Source organism: Burkholderia sp. 4M9327F10 (assembly GCF_005503145.1).
In the GTDB taxonomy this organism is placed as follows: Bacteria; Pseudomonadota; Gammaproteobacteria; order Burkholderiales; family Burkholderiaceae; genus Paraburkholderia.
The window spans coordinates 101,198-118,056 of sequence record NZ_SCNV01000015.1; the positions used below are offsets into that span (position 1 = coordinate 101,198).

15 protein-coding genes are annotated in these 16,859 nt (G+C 60.7%); 7 read left to right on the forward strand and 8 right to left on the reverse strand.

Annotated elements, in window-relative coordinates:
* The first annotated feature begins 11 nt into the window (after positions 1-11).
* Positions 12-941, forward strand: coding sequence for an N-acetyl-gamma-glutamyl-phosphate reductase (argC, locus tag FFS45_RS16315; RefSeq protein WP_137955674.1), 930 nt, complete (start codon positions 12-14; stop codon positions 939-941).
* A gap of 148 nt (positions 942-1,089) precedes the next feature.
* On the opposite strand, the gene FFS45_RS16320 is transcribed toward argC, so the two are convergent.
* On the reverse strand, positions 1,090-1,842 hold the full coding sequence (locus tag FFS45_RS16320; protein WP_137955675.1) for an SDR family oxidoreductase: 753 nt from the start codon (positions 1,840-1,842) through the stop codon (positions 1,090-1,092).
* A gap of 145 nt (positions 1,843-1,987) precedes the next feature.
* On the opposite strand from FFS45_RS16320, the gene FFS45_RS16325 reads away from it, so the two are divergent.
* A complete protein-coding gene (locus tag FFS45_RS16325) occupies positions 1,988-2,911 on the forward strand; it encodes a LysR family transcriptional regulator (RefSeq protein WP_137955676.1) in 924 nt (307 codons plus the stop codon).
* A 121-nt stretch (positions 2,912-3,032) separates the two neighbouring features.
* On the opposite strand, the gene FFS45_RS16330 is transcribed toward FFS45_RS16325, so the two are convergent.
* Positions 3,033-3,764 carry a GntR family transcriptional regulator gene (locus tag FFS45_RS16330; protein WP_137955677.1) on the reverse strand — a complete coding sequence of 244 codons (732 nt, stop codon included), beginning with the start codon at positions 3,762-3,764 and terminating at the stop codon, positions 3,033-3,035.
* Between the two features lie 159 nt (positions 3,765-3,923).
* Here FFS45_RS16330 and FFS45_RS16335 point away from each other — a divergent pair, with 159 nt between their 5' ends.
* The 4 genes from FFS45_RS16335 (at position 3,924) to FFS45_RS16350 (ending at position 9,803) form a co-directional block, all read left to right on the forward strand.
* A complete protein-coding gene (locus tag FFS45_RS16335; protein WP_137955678.1) occupies positions 3,924-5,294 on the forward strand; it encodes an adenylosuccinate lyase family protein in 1,371 nt (456 codons plus the stop codon).
* A gap of 34 nt (positions 5,295-5,328) precedes the next feature.
* Positions 5,329-6,744: a cation:dicarboxylase symporter family transporter gene (locus FFS45_RS16340; protein WP_137955679.1), complete on the forward strand. Its 1,416-nt coding sequence runs from the start codon at positions 5,329-5,331 to the stop codon at positions 6,742-6,744.
* 297 nt (positions 6,745-7,041) lie between these two features.
* Positions 7,042-8,025 carry an ABC transporter substrate-binding protein gene (locus tag FFS45_RS16345; protein ID WP_249362808.1) on the forward strand — a complete coding sequence of 328 codons (984 nt, stop codon included), beginning with the start codon at positions 7,042-7,044 and terminating at the stop codon, positions 8,023-8,025.
* Between the two features lie 95 nt (positions 8,026-8,120).
* Complete coding sequence (locus FFS45_RS16350) at positions 8,121-9,803, forward strand: GMC family oxidoreductase N-terminal domain-containing protein (RefSeq protein WP_137955680.1); 1,683 nt, start codon at positions 8,121-8,123, stop codon at positions 9,801-9,803.
* Between the two features lie 32 nt (positions 9,804-9,835).
* On the opposite strand, the gene FFS45_RS16355 is transcribed toward FFS45_RS16350, so the two are convergent.
* The 5 genes from FFS45_RS16355 to FFS45_RS16375 form a co-directional block, all read right to left on the reverse strand.
* Positions 9,836-10,639: an ABC transporter permease gene (locus tag FFS45_RS16355; RefSeq protein ID WP_137955681.1), complete on the reverse strand. Its 804-nt coding sequence runs from the start codon at positions 10,637-10,639 to the stop codon at positions 9,836-9,838.
* Complete coding sequence (locus FFS45_RS16360; RefSeq protein ID WP_137955682.1) at positions 10,636-11,547, reverse strand: ABC transporter permease; 912 nt, start codon at positions 11,545-11,547, stop codon at positions 10,636-10,638. The genes FFS45_RS16355 and FFS45_RS16360 overlap by 4 nt, the downstream gene beginning before the upstream one ends.
* Positions 11,544-12,875, reverse strand: a complete 1,332-nt coding sequence (locus FFS45_RS16365) for an FAD-binding oxidoreductase (RefSeq protein WP_137955683.1) — start codon at positions 12,873-12,875, stop codon at positions 11,544-11,546. Before FFS45_RS16365 ends, FFS45_RS16360 begins: the two co-directional genes overlap by 4 nt.
* A gap of 2 nt (positions 12,876-12,877) precedes the next feature.
* Entirely contained in the window at positions 12,878-13,588 is a 711-nt protein-coding gene (locus tag FFS45_RS16370) for an HAD-IA family hydrolase (RefSeq protein ID WP_137955684.1), read from the reverse strand.
* 69 nt (positions 13,589-13,657) lie between these two features.
* A complete protein-coding gene (locus FFS45_RS16375; protein ID WP_137955685.1) occupies positions 13,658-14,734 on the reverse strand; it encodes an ABC transporter ATP-binding protein in 1,077 nt (358 codons plus the stop codon).
* Positions 14,735-14,833: 99 nt separating this feature from the next.
* Between FFS45_RS16375 and FFS45_RS16380 the strand changes: the two genes are divergently transcribed.
* The gene (locus tag FFS45_RS16380) at positions 14,834-15,799 is read left to right on the forward strand and encodes a LysR family transcriptional regulator (RefSeq protein WP_137955686.1); all 966 of its coding nucleotides are present in this window, start codon (positions 14,834-14,836) and stop codon (positions 15,797-15,799) included.
* An 87-nt stretch (positions 15,800-15,886) separates the two neighbouring features.
* Here the strand turns inward: FFS45_RS16380 and FFS45_RS16385 are convergent, their stop codons facing one another.
* The gene (locus tag FFS45_RS16385) at positions 15,887-16,822 is read right to left on the reverse strand and encodes a dihydrodipicolinate synthase family protein (RefSeq protein ID WP_137955687.1); all 936 of its coding nucleotides are present in this window, start codon (positions 16,820-16,822) and stop codon (positions 15,887-15,889) included.
* Between the last annotated feature and the right edge of the window lie 37 nt (positions 16,823-16,859).

Below are 16,859 nucleotides of genomic sequence, written 5' to 3' on the forward strand. Positions count from 1 at the left end.
GTATTCCACTTATGACCTCCCCCGTTGTTTTCATCGATGGCGACCAAGGCACCACCGGGTTGCAAATCCACGAACGGCTGCGCGACCGGACCGACCTCAGACTGCTCACGCTTGCCGCTGCGGAACGCAAAGATCCGCGGCGTCGCTCAGAGGCCATCAACGCCTGCGACATTGCCATCCTCTGTTTGCCGGATGCCGCCGCGCGCGAGGCAGTGGGCGCCATCGTCAATCCTGCCGTCAGGGTCATCGATGCAAGCTCCGCCCACCGCACGCAGCCGGACTGGACATACGGCTTTCCGGAAATGACGCCGGGACAGGCTGAGCGCATTGCGAGCGCACGTCGGGTGACCAATCCCGGTTGCTATCCGACCGGTGCCATTGGCTTGCTGCGTCCCCTGTTGCAGGCTGGGCTCATACCAGGCAACTACCCGGTCAGCATTCATGCGGTGTCGGGCTACTCCGGACGCGGGCGTGCCGGCGTGGAGGAACATGAAGGGCAGGGAGCCGCCACCGCTCCTTCATTCCAGGTATATGGTCTGGAGCTCGCGCACAAGCACGCCCCAGAGATCCAGCAGCACGCCGGGCTCGCGCAGCGTCCCATCTTCGTCCCCGCGTATGGTTCGTTCCGCCAGGGCATCGTGCTGACGGTGCCCCTGGAGTTGCGGCTGCTGACACGCGACGTGGACGGCGCCACGTTACACGCGTGCCTCGCACGCCACTATGCCGAGGCGGCCCACGTAGGTGTCGTGCCGCTGCACGAATCGTGCGGCTTGAAGCACCTGGATCCGCAGGTGCTGAACGGTACGAACGACATGCGCTTAAACGTATTTCCTAACATGGAACACGGGCACGTCCTGTTGTCCGCAGTTTTCGATAATCTTGGCAAAGGCGCATCCGGCGCTGCGGTTCAGAACCTGAACCTGATGCTCACGCGGCAATAGTGGCCAATGGCTTGAGCTAACGTCCGCCGCACCCATATGCCAACGATTGTTGCCAATCTGGTCGCGGCCGTCGAATGTCTCAGATTAGCTGGCTACTGCCCGATGCGATCGGCCGAAGCCGACCCGAATGGACCCGAGCACGCCCACCCTACCCGTTCAACATCCTGCCTCCGTCGATCACAATCTCCGCACCCAAAGTCCACGCGGATTCATCCGACGCCAGGTATACGACGGCGCGTGCAATCTCGTCCGCCGTCCCAAACCGTCCAACCGGAATCGAGTTAACGATCTGCTGATTGACCTCGGCGCGATACGCATCGGGAATACCGAGCTTGTCGTAGAGAGGCGTGTCGACCGGACCCGGGCTCACCGCATTAACGCGGACGCCGCGCGGTAGCAGTTCGGTTGATAGCGTCTTCGCGAGGCTAAGCAACGCTGCCTTGGTGGCCGCATACACCGTCGATCGTGCGGCCCCGACGTGCGCATTGATCGATGTGTTCAACACTACCGACGCCGGGTTCGCGAACACCGGCAACAAAGCCTGCATCAGGAAGTAAGGACCCTTAACGTTGACGTCGAACGAGCGATCAAAATCCGCTTCGGTCCAGTTCTCGATTGGCTGCCACACAGCGATACCCGCGTTGAGAAATAGCACGTCGAGCTGACCGTACTGGTCCTTGACCGACTGCGCCAGCCCGGCCTGCGCGTCGACACTGGCGGAATCTACGCGCAGCACTGGTGTGTCGGCACCGAGGACAGTTCGGGCGTGATCGATGGAATCGGGATTGATTCCGGTGACGATAACGCGCGCACCTTCGGCGAGAAACCGCCTTGCAGTTTCCAGTCCGATGCCGCTGGTGCCGCCGGTTATCAAAGCGCGTTTGCCTTGCAGTCGAGACATAAGTGAGCTCCTTTAGATGAAGGACAGTCCATCGCGGCGTGCTGCCGTTGTTGACCGAGGCCTCATCATGAATCCATTCATCCGCGACGATAAGTCAGAGAATCTGTATATGATTCATGCATTCAATGTATGAGTGAGGTGGACTTTGGACCGTTTCCTCTTGATGACCTGCTTTGCACGCGCGGCCGAGATGGGTAGCTTTTCGGCAGTTGCGCGTGAACTGGGCCTTAGTCAGCCCAACATCAGCCGTTACATCGCAGCGCTCGAACAGCATCTGGAGACACGGCTGATGCACCGGTCGACGCGCAAACTCACCCTCACACCGGAAGGTGAGCGCTATTACGCCGAGGTCAGGCAGATTCTCGATGCGGTCGACCAGGCGGAGTCGAGCGCCCGTGGCGATGAGCAGCCCGTCGGACTGCTGCGTGTGGCCTGTCCGACCACGTTGGGTCGGCGCTACCTGATGCCCCGCATGCGGGCGTTTATGGATCGGCACCCGCGGCTTCAACTTGAATTGCAAATGAGCGATCGATACGTCGATCTCGTCGACGAGGCGGTCGAACTTGCGATCCGCATTGGGCACCTGTCGGATAGCGCGCTGCGTGCAAAGCGTATTGGTGTGTTTCGGCGCGTGTGTGTTGCGAGCGTCGACTATCTCGAGCGACGCGGCGTGCCGAAAATGCCCACCGATCTGGCTAACCACGAATGCATCGTCTACACCCTGCTTTCGTCAGGAACGACGTGGAATTTTCTCGACACCGAGGTGGCTGTCACAGGCCGCTTTCGTGTCGATTCGCCGGATGCGGTTTGCGAGGCAGTGAGCAGCGGCATGGGAATAGGATACGGTCCGCTATGGCTTTTCGAAGATGCATTGCGCAGCGGACAGTTGAAAGTATTGCTGTCCGGCTACGCTTCGCCGCCGGCTCCGGTGCAGATCGTATATGGCGCGAGCCGGCTGCTATCGCGGCGTGCGACCGCGTTCATGGAGTTTGTGACGCAAGGGTTTCTGGAGATTCCGTCGATGCACGAGGAAGGATGGGCGGACATCGTCGCAGCTGCCGCGGTCTGACGCTGGCCTGGCGCTGAGTCGGTCGCGGGCAATACTCGTGAACGAAACAAGCAGTGGGCGCCCCTGAGTCACCACACGCGCTGGCCGCCCGTAAACCATCCATAAAGCGCAGACATCGGCGTCAGGCGTCGGAGCGCTTCAGCCGCATCGAAACAGAGAAACGCTCCGCCGGATGCACGCTGATAGACACCTCAAACGTCTCGCCAGATGAGTCGAGATATCGCCGCACAATTTCAAGCGCTGCCGTCCCCTTCTCGACATGGAGCCTGTCCGCCATATCCGCCGAAATCAGAGTGCCATGCACATCCTGCTGGATTTCCGCAACGCATCGGCCATAACGCGCTTCGATTAACGAACTGATCAACGTATCCGGTTGCAATCGCGCAGCCTCTGCGACCTCCGTGTAAGCCGGGTCGATATACACGTCGGTCCAGCCGATTGGCGAACTCTTCCTGTCCCCGTCAATACGCAGACTCGAAACCCGCAGCCATCGCGCCCCCTCAGCGCATTGCAGCGTTGTGGCGAGCTTACCGGTCGCTACGACCTCCTCCATGGATTGCACCAAACGCAAGTGCTCGGAGCCGAATTGCACGACGTCGTCCACCGATGCCAGCGATGGTCTGAAGTCATTTCTCGGTCGAGCCGATTCCACCCGCGTTCCCGCATTCTTGCGGCGCGACACCAGTCCCAACTGCTGCAACTCGTGCAGCGCCGCTCGCACCGTATGGCGGCTCGTCTGGTAGTGGTCGCGCAATTCCAGTTCGGTCGGCAGGGTCGATCCAACCGGATAACGTCCGGATGCAATGCCTTCGGTCAGGTCACGCGCGATATCGGCGAAGTGCGGTCTATTCATCGCTTTGCGAGTCGAAATCGGTTTTTGGGAACGCCAGGGTAAATCATAGCTTGTTTGTTATGTCCGGACATATTAATTTATATATGTCCGGACATATTGGGCGTTGCCGCTTTCATCGGTCCTAAACCCGTCCCCTTTTCCGTCTTCCTGGAGGTCGCAATGACGAATCGCACTATCCCGATGGCCAGTACCGTGGTCGACTCCATCCTGTTTCGCGACGCCTTTGGCACTAAGGAGATGCGTGCGCTGTTTTCCGATTACGAGCTCGTACAGCGCTATATCGACGTCGAGGTGGCGCTAGCGAAAGCTGAGGCGCGCGTCGGGGTAATTCCCGCTGAAGCCGCCGAGGTAATCGCGCGCGAAGCCAGCATCGAGCGGATTGACTTTGATCACATGCGCGAGGAAACCGACATCGTTGGCTATCCGATCCTGCCGCTCGTGCACCAGCTCGTCGACATGTGCGGCGAAGCCGGCCGCTACGTGCATTGGGGTGCGACGACGCAGGACATCATGGATACCGCCGTTTCGCTTCAGGTGCGCGACGCGCTGGACCTGATCGATGGCGACATACGTGAGCTGCGCGGAATCCTCGTCGACCTCGCGAAGAAGCATCGCGACACGCCGATGGCTGGCCGCACCCATTTGCAACAGGCGCTGCCGGTCACGTTCGGCTACAAAGTGGCGATCTGGCTAGCCATGTTCGACCGGCATCAGGAACGCCTCTCACAACTTCGCCCGCGCGTGGCAGTGGTCGAATTTGCCGGCGCGGCGGGAACCCTCGCGTCGCTCGGCGACAAAGGCTTCGAGGTACAGAAAGCACTGGCCGAAGAGCTCAAACTCGGCGTGCCTGCCACGACATGGCACGTTGCGCGCGACGGCCTCGCCGAAACCGTGAACCTGCTTGCGCTCGTAACCGGCTCGCTCGGCAAGATCGCGCTCGACATCATGATCATGGCCTCGACCGAATTCGCTGAGGTCTACGAACCGTTTGTCAAAGGCCGTGGCGCGAGCAGCACGATGCCGCAAAAGCGTAATCCGATTTCCAGCGAACTGATGCTCGCCGCGGCTAAAGCGGTACGTCAACAAGCGGGCCTGATGGTCGACGCGATGATCCAGGATTTTGAGCGCGCGACGGGGCCGTGGCAAGCCGAATGGATCGCGATTCCCGAGAGCTTCATTCTGTCGGCCGGTGCGTTGCATCAGGCGAAGTTCGCGCTGGGCGGCCTGATCGTCGACACCGGGCGTATGAAGCACAACCTCGGCATCAGCAAGGGGCTGATCGTAGCGGAGGCCGTGATGATGGGAATGGCGCCCTTTACCGGCCGTCAGCAGGCTCATGACATCGTCTACGACGCCTGCCGCACGGTGAACGAGAACGGGGGAACGCTCGCCGAAGCATTGGCCGCCTTGCCTGCCGTAACCGAGCATTTCGATCGTGCGGCTATCGACCTGATGACCGATCCCGCCAACTACCTGGGTCTCGCGCCTCGCATGGTGGACCGCGCGGTGGAACTGTCGAGCGATATCTAAACGCGTCCGTTCAAGGGACGTGGAGGAGCACACGATGAATCACGCAAACCCATCGCGCGACGAACTGACCGTCGCCCCACCCAGGAAACTTCCGCGCTACCGCAGGCTGGGCACGCAGGTATTGCTCGCACTGGTACTGGGCATCGCGTTCGGACTGCTGTTTCCGAAGTTCGGCGCGCAGCTCAAGGTGCTCGGCGATATCTTCCTGTCGCTCATCAAGGCGGGTGTCGCGCCACTGGTGTTCCTCACGATCGTGCACGGCATTGCCTCGGCCGGCGACGTGAAGAGTGCCGGCCGGGTCGGCTGGCGCTCGATTGTCTACTTCGAAGTTGTCTCGACCATCGCGCTAATGGTCGGCCTGCTCGCCGGTAACCTGCTGCAAACCGGCAAAGGTATGACGTCCGTCACCGTCACCGCGATGCCGGCAACGGTGGCCAAAGCCGCGCCGCAAGGTTTCAGCGAGTTCGTGATGCATCTCGTGCCTGACAACTTTGTCGGTGCATTCGTCAAAGGTGAACTGCTGCAGGTGGTAGTGCTCGCCGTAATGGTCGGCATCGGCATTCTCGCGATTCCCGAGCACCGGCGCGTGAGAATCACCGAGGGGCTCGATCTCGTCTCTGAGACATTGTTCTCGTTCATCAATCTCGTGATGAAGCTTGCACCGCTCGGTACACTCGGCGCGGTTGCCTACGCGGTCGGCAGCAATGGCACCGCCGTGCTGATTGCGCTGGCGCAACTCGTCCTCAGCTTCTACGCGGTGGTCGTGCTGTTCATAATCGTCGTGATGGGCATCATTGCAAAGCTGGCAGGATTCAGCCTGTGGCGCTTTCTGCGGTACATCAAGGACGAAATCTTCATTGTGCTCGGCACCGCGTCGTCGGAAAGCGCGCTGCCGCGTCTTTTGATCAAGCTCGAAAGACTCGGTTGCGCCAAGCAGACCGTTGGGCTTGTATTGCCGACAGGCTACGCATTCAACCTCGACGGCACATCGCTTTTCATGTCGATGGGCGTGATGTTCATTGCGCACGCGTATAACGTGTCGATCACGTTGGAGCATCAGATCGGTTTGTTGTTGCTGATGCTGTTGACGTCTAAAGGCGCCGCGACTGTGTCCGGCGGGTCGTTCGTCGTATTCGCCGCGACCGTCACCTCAACCGGCGTTCTGCCCGTGGAAGGGTTGGCGATTATCTTCGGTGTTTACCGGTTCATGTCGATGGCCATCGCAACGTGCAACACGATCGGCAACAGCCTCGCCACGGTGGTTATTGCCAGGTGGTCACGGACATTCGATGCCAGCGTCGCAGAGCGGCATCTCTATCCTGAGCGGTCCCCCGAAACGGCGCAAGCGGACGCCAGTCTCGGAGACGGCAATCTGCTGCCGGAAGATATCAACGATGCCAATCCGCATCCGGCTGGGATACCGATGAAAAGCGCGGGCACTTCCCAGTGACGGCGTTCAGGCATCGCATGATTGGAGTTACCCGTTACCGCGGACAGCGGAATGACTAACAATGATCAGACATAACCCCATGTCATGGGTACTCCAACAATTCCGGCGTTGCTCCGCCCAAATTGGCTCACTATATTTTTAGCCATCCCTGAGCTGTTTTGTTTCCAGCGGCAAGCCGGAGGCCCGACAGCACGGCGAGGACGACGTCTATCGTTTCAACCGTGTCGAGGAAAAGTCGTGATCAACATACCAAGGTTGCGCCCGTTAGCCATAACTCTCGCGTTAAGCGTCGTGAGCATGGCACCTGCTCACGCTGCAGGCAAGATTACGTTCGTATCGCAAGGCGGCACTTATCAGGAAGCCCAGACCAAGGCGATTCTCGATCCCGCTGCCAAAGAACTCGGCATCACGGTCAATCAGGACAGTATCCCCGACGCATGGCCGCAGATCAAAGCGCAGGCCGCAACGGGCAAGCCGATCTGGGACGTGGTCGATACGCCGACGTCGAACTGTCTGCGCGGCGGCCGTGAAGGCCTGCTCGAAAAGCTCGACTTCTCGAATATTCCGAATGCCGCGTCCATGCCGGAAAAATATCGCACGCCGTACTCAGTGGCGTACGAGTTCTATTCGACCGTCATCGGCTACAACAAGAAGACCTTGAAGAAGGTGCCGCAAAGCTGGAAGGACTTCTGGGACGTGAAGAATTTCCCCGGCACGCGTGCATTGCGCAACGACCCGCAGACGGTGCTCGAAGCCGCCCTGCTCGCAGACGGTGTGCCACGCGACAAGCTGTATCCGCTCGATGTCGATCGCGCGTTCAGGAAACTCCAGCAGATCAAACCGGATATCACCGTGTGGTGGACATCAGGTGGCCAGTCTGCACAGCTGCTGCATGACGGCGAGGTCGATATGACGATGATCTGGAACGGTCGTGCGAGCGCGGTGCGCAAGGACGATCCTGACGTCGATTTCACGTTTAACGACGGCATTCTGCAAAACACACAACTGTGCGTGCTGAAAAACGCGCCCAACCTGAACGACGCAATCAAGTTCGTCAACGCGGCTGTGTCACCGGATCTACAGGCGAATCTGCCGCTCTATATCGACTACGGTCCGGGTAATCCCGCAGCGTTCAAGACGGGCAAGATCACGGCGAAACGCGCGTCCGAGTTGCCTAGCTCGCCGGAGAATGCAGCGAAGCAGGCGTTGATGTCCGAGGAATGGTGGGCATCGGATGCAGGTATCCAGGCGAAAGCGCGCTGGCTGAAATTCATGCAGTGAGCCGCACACGCTCATCCCTTCCGACGCGCTCGCAGAAAATCACTCATCGCCGGCGTCGTTACCCTTGATTTGCAGAACGCGTTAACACATCCGACGTGATCGACTATCTGATTCTTGGCGGCGGGTCGGCGGGCTGCGTGCTGGCCGCACGCCTCTCCGAAGAAACAAGTAAAACAGTTTGCCTGATCGAAGCGGGCCGAGATATCTCCCCGCAGAGCATGCCGGCTGCGATTCGCAGCCGCTATCCGGGCCGCGCTTATCTCGACACGAACAACATCTGGCGGCAACTGAAGGCCCGGATCAGCGCACCGGCTGCGCCGCGCCGCTATGAGCAGGCAAAGCTGCTGGGTGGCGGATCTGCCATCAACGCGTTGATGGCCAATCGCGGTGCGCCCGCCGATTACGACGAATGGGAAGCACTCGGAGCATGTGGATGGAACTGGCAAGCGTGTCTGCCGTACTTTCGCAAGCTGGAAACCGACGTCAATTTCAGCGGTGAACTGCATGGCACGAGTGGGCCCGTGCGTATTCAGCGAACAGGCTGGCCGCGTATTTCGCCGTTCGTGCAGGCCATGCTCGGCGCGCTGCAACAGCGCGGGCATGCACTGCGCGACGACCAGAACGGTCCCTGGGAAGACGGAGCGTTTGTTGGATCGATCGCCGTGAGCCCACAAGGTGAACGCATTCCGACTTCGGTATGCTATCTCGACGATACTGCTCGTGCGCGAAAGAATCTCACGATACGCACGGGTCTGGTTGTCGAACGTGTGTTGTTCGACGGGCCGCGTGCAATCGGTGCACGCGTTTTGCGTGACGATGGCACCTATGAGGACGTGCATGCGGCGCGCGTAATCGTGTCGTCGGGTGCGATTCATAGTCCTGCGCTTCTGATGCGAAGCGGCATAGGATGCGCGAGCGATCTCGCTGCGCTGGGTATCGAAGTGCGTGCGGACAGAAAAGGTGTTGGGCGCAATCTGATGGAGCATCCGTCGATTGCGGTGTCCGCATTTTTGCCGCGTCACGCCCGCACACCGTTTCCCGATGAGCATCATGAGCAGGCCATCGTGCGCTTTTCTTCGGGCCTGCCGGGTACAGCGCCTGGTGACATGCACGGTGCGATCCTGTCGCGCTCGGGTTGGCATTCGGTCGGCTATCGGTTCGGGACGATTTTCCTTTGGGTCAACAAATCGTATTCGCGCGGTCAATTGAAGCTGACATCAACCAGTCCTTTCGATGAACCCAGCGTCGACTTCGCGATGCTCTCCGACCAGCGCGATCTCGAACGACTGAAGCTCGCTCTGCGCTTCGGCGCCCAGACACTCACCGCACCGTCGATGTCGTCCCATCGCGGCACGGTCTTTCCGTCGAGTTATTCGCCGCGTGTCGCGGCCATCGCGGTACCGGGCGCATGGAATGCATTTCTGCGCGGAACGCTGAGTGTGCTGCTCGATATCGCAGGGCCGTTGCGTGGGGAGTTAATCCGAAGTGTGGTCACGCAAGGCGTTTCCATCGAAGAACTGCTAGCCGACGATCACGCGATGACCCAGTTCGTCACGAAATCGGTAGGCGGCACGTGGCATCCGTCGGGTACGTGCCGAATGGGAGCGCGGGATGATCCTCTGGCAGTGACCGATGCGACAGGCGCTGTGTACGGCATCGAAGGGCTGCATGTGTGCGATGCATCTCTGATGCCGTCCATTCCGTGCGCCAACACCAACATCCCGACGATCATGATCGCGGAGCGGGTGTCGGATATGTTGCGCGGCAAAGCCGTTTAATCCCCAAATCCCCCCTTCACCTCAAGAAACGATCAGGCTCGTGCGAGCGTCGATGCGGACGACCGGCGGCTCACGACAACGATCATCACGAGGCACAACGTTAGCGCCGTCAGCATCGTGCTGATCGCGGCGATGGTCGGGTCGATTTCGTCGCGCAGCGTGACGAACATGCGCCGCGTCAACGTCTGGTTCGAGCCACCCGATATGAAAAGCGCGACGACGGTTTCATCGAGCGCCTGAATGAACACGAACACCGCACCCGAAATCACGCTCGCCTTGATCTGCGGCAGCGTCACCGCCATGAAGCTGCGAAAGCGGTTCATGCCGAGACTGCGTGCGACCATTTCCTGAGTGCGGTCGAACGTCCTGAGGTCCGCTCCAACAGAGATAAGCACGTACGGCAACCCGAGCATCGCATCGGCGACGATCAACCCGCCCAACGTGTTCACGTAGCCAGCCTGTGTGAACACGAAGAACACGCCCACCGCGACGATAATGATCGGCACCATCAACGGCAGCAGCATCAGCGTGCGCAGATACTTCATCGACCAGTGCGAGCCGTGCTGAATGCCATACGCCGCTGCAATGCCCAAAGGCGTTGCGATCAATGCTGCGCTAAAGGATGCGATCAGCGTCGTGCGCGCCGCGTCGATCCACGCCGGGTTGTCGAAGAACGAGTGATACCAGCGCAGCGAATACGCGGGCGGCGGGAACGTCATGAAGCGCGTATCGGAGAACGACAGCGGCACGACGATCACCACCGGCAGCATCAGAAAGGCAAGGATCAGCACGACGCCGGCACCCAGCCCAATCCTTCCAAATGAGATCCTGTTCATTTCGCCCCCAGCGTCTTTTCGAGGGGAATCACGCGGCTCGCGGCGAAGAAGATCGCGAACACGCAGATCAGCAGCACGACACTCACCGCACTCGCCGCGCCCCAGCTGTTGTAAATCTCGACATTGCGGCTCACGACCATCGACACCATGATCGACTTGCCCCCGCCCATCAGTTCCGGCGTGATGTAAAAGCCGAGACACAACACGAACACGAGAGTCATGCCCGCGACGACACCGCTCATCGACAGCGGCAGGAACACACGCCGAAACACGTGCAGCGGCGAGCCGCCGAGGCTTGCGCCTGCCTGCGAGAGATTCGACGGAATCTTTTGCATCGCAGAATAGAGCGGCAGCACCATGAACGGCAGCAGGATATGCACCATCGCGACGATCGTGCCGAACTGGTTATACGCGAGCTGAATGGGCCGATCGATCAGCCCCATCGACATCAGCGCCTTGTTCACGAGACCTGTGCGTTGCAGAAGCACGAGCCAGGCATACGTGCGCACGAGCACGCTGGTCCAGAACGGCAGAATCACCATGCCGAGTATCAACGCACTCCATCTGGGCGGCAGGGACGCCGCAAAATACGCAACGGGATAGCCGAGCAGCAGCGTGACGAGCGTCACAATGATGCTGAGCTTGAACGTCAGCAGGAATGTATCCAGATACGCGCCCGTAAAAATCCGCCGGTAGTTGACGAGCGTGAATGCGCCATCGTGATAGACCGATTGCCAGGACAGCCACGCAAGCGGTACGACAAGCAGCACTACGACGACCAGCAGCGCAGGCGCCATCAACAGCAGCATCGCGCGATCTTCGCGCTGTTGATGGCGAACCGACGCGTCTTTTGTCACAGCCTGCATCAAGGTGTGTTCCTGAAAAAGCCGCTTGGCGGTCGTCATCATGCACCCACGGCGTCGAGAAACTGATACCACGCAGCAACAAGCCGGACCCCCGGCGCGCGCAACGAATGAAAGGGCACCGGCCGCAAACCGTCCTGTGCGAGCAGCGCAAGCTCCGGAGTTTCCCCGAGTGCGAGCGCCGCGGCATGCTGGCCGATCAGACTGGCCATCGCGACGCCTGCTCCGTTATATCCGAGACAGAACGTTGTGGCATCATCGCTGCGCCCGACATGCGGCAGCGCATTGAACGTCATGCCGACGTAGCCCGACCAGCGGTACGCGACACGCACATTCACGAGATCGGGAAACAACGCGACCATCGCGCGCCGCAACGCGTCGAAGCCGGTTGCCTGCCCTTCCTTGCCAAACGCATCGCGCCCGCCAAACAGTATGCGCCCATCCACTTTGCGGAACCACTTCATCATGCGGCGCGTTTCGGTGTAGCTGCGGCGATGAATCATGAGCTTTGCGTCCAGTTCCGCAGGCAGCGGTTCCGTCGCAATCATCGCGCTGCGGAACGGTACGAGTTCGCATTGATAGGGCGACGTGGCATCGGTGAGATTCGAATAGGCGTTCGTCGCGACGATCACCTGTTTCGCGCGCACTGTGCCACCGGGCATGCGCAGCAGCACGCCGCCTTGCGCACGCGTCATCTCCAGAACGGGCGTCGATTCATAGATCGGCACACGGCGCGCCGTCAGACCGCGCGCAATGCCCCGCACATATTCGAGCGGCAGGATCGTGCCCGCGTCGGCGCTCAGCACACCGCCGGCAAAGCCCTTCGACCCCGTCTCACGCATCACTTCCTCACGCGACAGCGCGATCATCGATGTATCGTTTAGCTCTTTGCGCACCCAATCCGCTTCGGCTCGAATCGATGCCAACGCGCGCTCGGTATGCGCGCAACGCAGACTGCCCGTGTGTTCGAACTGCGCGCGCTCCAGCTTGAATTCATCGATGAACGCTTCTACGGCACGCACGCCTTCATGCGCGAGGCGATGCATGCGCTTTGCGGTATCGAGATCCCAGCTGTTCGCAATCGCCGGAAACGACAGCCTAAACTTCGACGACACCACGCCACCATTGCGCCCGCTCGCCCCCCAGCCAATGGGGTTCGCATCGAACACCGCGCAATCGACACCGCGCCGTTGCAACGCATACGCTGCCGACAGTCCCGAATACCCCGCGCCGATGATCGCCACGTCAACAATCAGATCGCGCGCGAGCGGTGCGCCTATGCTGATGGGCGCATGCGTAACGGGCGAGCGTGCAGCCATCGCCCGCCATAGCGAGTCCGGCTGCGGCCTGTACGGCATCCTCGGCACAAGCATGATCAGGCGGCGCGCGCTTCGGCTTCGACGGCATCCGCAAGTGCGGCGAGCGTCGCGAATCTGAACGTCGGCTCGGTGACGGCTTCAGGCGCCGGCGTCGCACCGAAGCCCTTCAAGCTCTGGCGTCGTTCGATCCAGCATGTTGCATAGCCGAGCTTCGTCGCGACGCCGATGTCGTGATACTGGCTTTGCGCCGTGTGCAGAATCTCGCCGAACTTGTATCCGAATGCGGCCTGACGTCCGCGGTTGTAGGCGAAGAATTGCGGATCTGGTTTCGCGACGCCAGTCTCGTCGCAGCAGACGGTGTCGTCGAACGGATCGCCGAGCGTGTGCGCATACACCGACAACGCAACGCGGTCCGCATTCGTCATCGCGACCAGACGGAAATGCTTGCGCAGGCGCTTCAGTGCGACAACGGAGTCGTCGAACGCCGGCCATTCGAGCACATCACGCTGAAACGCGGCAGCCGATTGCGCATCGTCGGGCAAGCCAAGCTCTTTAGCGAGCGACAGATACACATTCGCCATCTCGCGGCTCGAACGTCCCGGGTACCTCGCGCGGCCGCGCATGTACGGCTCGAAGATCTGGTCGTCGGTGAGGTCTTGCGCCTTTGCGCCGCCCAGGCGCCGCACGGACGCGAGCACGCCCTTTTCGAAGTTGATCAGCGTGCCGACGACATCGAACGTCAGGACCTTGAAATCGGTGAGCTTCATTGCATCATCCTTTTGCAGTTTGCGTGAATCGCGTCAGACGGAGTGCCCATGCACAGGCGGTAAATGAAATCAGGCGGGCACGACGATGGTGTCCTGCGGATCGAGTGCGACCGTCATCTGCCCGCCCGGCGATGGAATGCGCCGGCGCGCACCATGGCTGCCGGGCTGGCGGAGGCTGATCGATGTGCCGTCGGCGAGCGCGGCGAACACACGCAGGCTCTCGCCCTGATACAGCACCTCGGTGACGCGACAAGACAGGCGGTTGGTGCCTGCATGAGCGTCACCGTCATCGATCACGAGCTTTTCGGTCTGCACGGCGAGCAGCAATCTGTCTGCCCGCGGCAAAGGATGAGCGGTGCGCAAAACAGCATCGCCCAGACGCACGGCATCGTCACCGGCGCGGCTCACGTCGAGCAACGTCGCTTCGCCGATAAAGCTCGCGACGAACACATTGCACGGGCGGTCATAGAGACCTTCTGGGGTATCGATCTGCACGAGCTTGCCGTCTTTCAACACCGCGACGCGGTCGCTCATCGTGAGCGCTTCGCGCTGATCGTGCGTGACGTTGATAATCGTCGCGCCGAGCTTGCGATGCAGGCGGCGCAGTTCGATCTGCATCGTTTCGCGCAACTGCTTGTCGAGTGCGGAGAGCGGTTCGTCCATCAGGATCAGTTGCGGCTCGAAGACAATCGCGCGTGCAAGCGCCACCCGTTGTTTCTGACCACCGGAAAGCTGATGCACGCTGCGCCCTTCGTAGCCGCTCAGCTCGACCATCGCGAGCGCATCGGCGACTTTCTTCGACCACCCTGATTTGGGCTCGCGGCGCGCGCGCAGCGCAAAGGCGACGTTCTCGCCGACGCTCATATGCGGGAATAGCGCGTAGTTCTGAAACACGATCCCGATGTTGCGCTTGTGCGGCGGCGCAAATGTAATGTCCCGGTCGCCAACCCAGACGGTGCCCGACGTAGGCTGAACAAAGCCGCCGAGGATGCCGAGCAGCGTCGTCTTGCCCGATCCCGACGGCCCGAGCAGCGACACGAATTCGCCCGGCACGATATCGAGCGATACGTCGTCCAGCGCGACCACTGGACCGTACCGCTTCATTGCCGACCTGATCGACACTCCCGTTTTCGCTCGTGCATCCATGGCCTGTGTCCCGCTGGTTGGGCTGCGTTGAGAAAAATATAAGTCCGGTTCTTTTTGACGGCAATTCCCAAATTGTTGGATCAGGCATAACATGAAGTCATGCCAAACCTTCGCAAGAAACTCCCCAGCGCCAATGCGCTGTTCGTGTTCGAAGCGGCCGCCCGCTGCGGCAACTTCACGCGCGCGGCGCAAGAGCTGTATGTGAGTCAGCCGGCCGTAAGCCGGATGCTCGCGCGCATGGAGGATCATATTGGCGTGCGCCTGTTCGAGCGCGTACGCGGCGGCATCGAGCTGACCGAAAGCGGCCGGATCCTGTACCTCAAGATTTCTGAAGGTTTCAACGGCATCGAGAGCGCAATCCGCGAAATCGAGGCGCGGGCGACGGGCGTCGAACTGGTGACGCTGTCGGTATCGACAGCCTTCACGACGCACTGGCTGATGCCGCGCATGAGCCGTTTGAATCAGGCGTTTCCCTCAGTCGATTTGCGCTTTCAGCTGATTTCAGGGCGCATCGGCGGGCCGCTCAATGACGTCGACCTGGGCATGCGTTTTCTGCACGATGGCGAGCTCGACGAGAACGCCGTACTGGTGATGCCCGAGACGCTGCTGCCCGTGTGCAACGAGCGCTATCACGAGGCGGCGTTGACGGACGCGGGCCGCGCGCATGGCGACACCGTAATCGTGATGGACGACGAGCAGCGCGGCTGGCATGAGCGCTTCAGCACCTTTGCGGAGCATGGGCGGCACGTGGCGGGCATGCTGAGTTTCAGCGATTACGCGATCGTTGTGCAAGCGGCGCTTTTAGGTCAAGGCATTGCGCTTGGCTGGCTGAATGTAGTGTCGCACTGGCTGTTGGAGGGCGCGTTGTTGCCTGCCGAACAGGAAGTGATCGTGACGAACCGGCGCTGCTGTCTCGTGACGCCAGCGAACAAGCCGTTACGGCCAATTGTGGCTGACGTGCGTGACTGGATTATCGAGGAAACGCGGAATGATATGCGGATCGTCGCGAGGAAATACCCGAAACTGGCGCAGACCACGTTAGGGTTGTCACAACCTCGCCAATAAAGTTGTCTACGTGAGACTGGCACTACGAGCGCGCGGCGTCCCGCTGTGCGAGTCTTGCCGACGAGCTCGTCGATGCCATGCCCACGGTCATTGGGCCCAGCGCAACACCTGCGCGTCGAGTCGCTTTGCGATCTCGATCAGCCCGGCACGCGTCGCCGGATGCAACGGCGCGAGCGGCCGGCGCACGGCGTCCGACGCGATCACCCCGCCCTCTTTCATTAGCGCCTTGCAGGCGATCAGTCCGCATTGGCGGTTTTCGTAGTTGATGAGCGGCAACCAGCGCGCGTAGCCAGCCACCGCTTCTTCGCGATTTCCTGCCAGATAGGCCTTCAGGATCGGCTGCAGGCCGTCCGGATAGCCGCCGCCGAGAATGCTGCCTGTCGCGCCCGCATCGAGATCGGCCAGCAGCGTGATCGCCTCTTCGCCATCCCACGGCCCTTCTATCGCATCGCCGCCGAGTTCGATCAACTCGCGCAGTTTCGCCGCCGACTGCGGCACCTCGATCTTGAAGTAGCGCATGTTGCGGATCTCCCGTGCCAGTCGGGCGAGAAACGCCGCGGATACCGTCGTGCCGCTCATCGGCGCGTCCTGATACATGATCGGAATCTCGATGGCGTCCGACACCTCCGTAAAGAAGCGCTCGATCGCAGTCTCGTTGCAGCGGATCGTGGCACCGTGATAGGGCGGCATGATCATCACCATCGCCGCACCGGCTTCCTCTGCCGCGCGGCTGCGCGCAGCACAGATTGCCGGATTGAAATGCGTGGTCGTGACGATCACGGGCACGCGTCCGGCAACGTGATCAAGGATCGTGGCAGTGAGCAGCGCGCGCTCGCCGTCGGTCAGCGAGAACTGTTCCGAGTAGTTGGCGAGAATGCAGAGTCCGTCGGCGCCCGCATCAATGATGAAATCTACGCAGCGCTTCTGCCCGTCGAGATCCAGCGCACCCGTTTCGGTGAAAATGGTGGGCGCCACGGAGAAGGCGCCCGTGTAGCGACGCGTGATTGGCATGGTTCCATTCATCTCGCTTCCTCACATAATTAACTTAAGATTACTAATT

What these genes read in the sequence shown, in the direction of transcription:
- FFS45_RS16340 (WP_137955679.1), top strand. Translation starts at nt 5,329, where the DNA reads ATGAATCACGCAAACCCATCGCGCGACGAACTGACCGTCGCCCCACCC.
- FFS45_RS16365 (WP_137955683.1), bottom strand. Translation starts at nt 12,875, where the DNA reads ATGCTTGTGCCGAGGATGCCGTACAGGCCGCAGCCGGACTCGCTATGG.
- FFS45_RS16355 (WP_137955681.1), bottom strand. Translation starts at nt 10,639, where the DNA reads ATGAACAGGATCTCATTTGGAAGGATTGGGCTGGGTGCCGGCGTCGTG.
- FFS45_RS16380 (WP_137955686.1), top strand. Translation starts at nt 14,834, where the DNA reads ATGCCAAACCTTCGCAAGAAACTCCCCAGCGCCAATGCGCTGTTCGTG.
- FFS45_RS16345 (WP_249362808.1), top strand. Translation starts at nt 7,042, where the DNA reads ATGGCACCTGCTCACGCTGCAGGCAAGATTACGTTCGTATCGCAAGGC.
- FFS45_RS16330 (WP_137955677.1), bottom strand. Translation starts at nt 3,764, where the DNA reads ATGAATAGACCGCACTTCGCCGATATCGCGCGTGACCTGACCGAAGGC.
- FFS45_RS16370 (WP_137955684.1), bottom strand. Translation starts at nt 13,588, where the DNA reads ATGAAGCTCACCGATTTCAAGGTCCTGACGTTCGATGTCGTCGGCACG.
- FFS45_RS16375 (WP_137955685.1), bottom strand. Translation starts at nt 14,734, where the DNA reads ATGGATGCACGAGCGAAAACGGGAGTGTCGATCAGGTCGGCAATGAAG.
- FFS45_RS16320 (WP_137955675.1), bottom strand. Translation starts at nt 1,842, where the DNA reads ATGTCTCGACTGCAAGGCAAACGCGCTTTGATAACCGGCGGCACCAGC.
- argC (WP_137955674.1), top strand. Translation starts at nt 12, where the DNA reads ATGACCTCCCCCGTTGTTTTCATCGATGGCGACCAAGGCACCACCGGG.
- FFS45_RS16335 (WP_137955678.1), top strand. Translation starts at nt 3,924, where the DNA reads ATGACGAATCGCACTATCCCGATGGCCAGTACCGTGGTCGACTCCATC.
- FFS45_RS16360 (WP_137955682.1), bottom strand. Translation starts at nt 11,547, where the DNA reads ATGATGACGACCGCCAAGCGGCTTTTTCAGGAACACACCTTGATGCAG.
- FFS45_RS16385 (WP_137955687.1), bottom strand. Translation starts at nt 16,822, where the DNA reads ATGAATGGAACCATGCCAATCACGCGTCGCTACACGGGCGCCTTCTCC.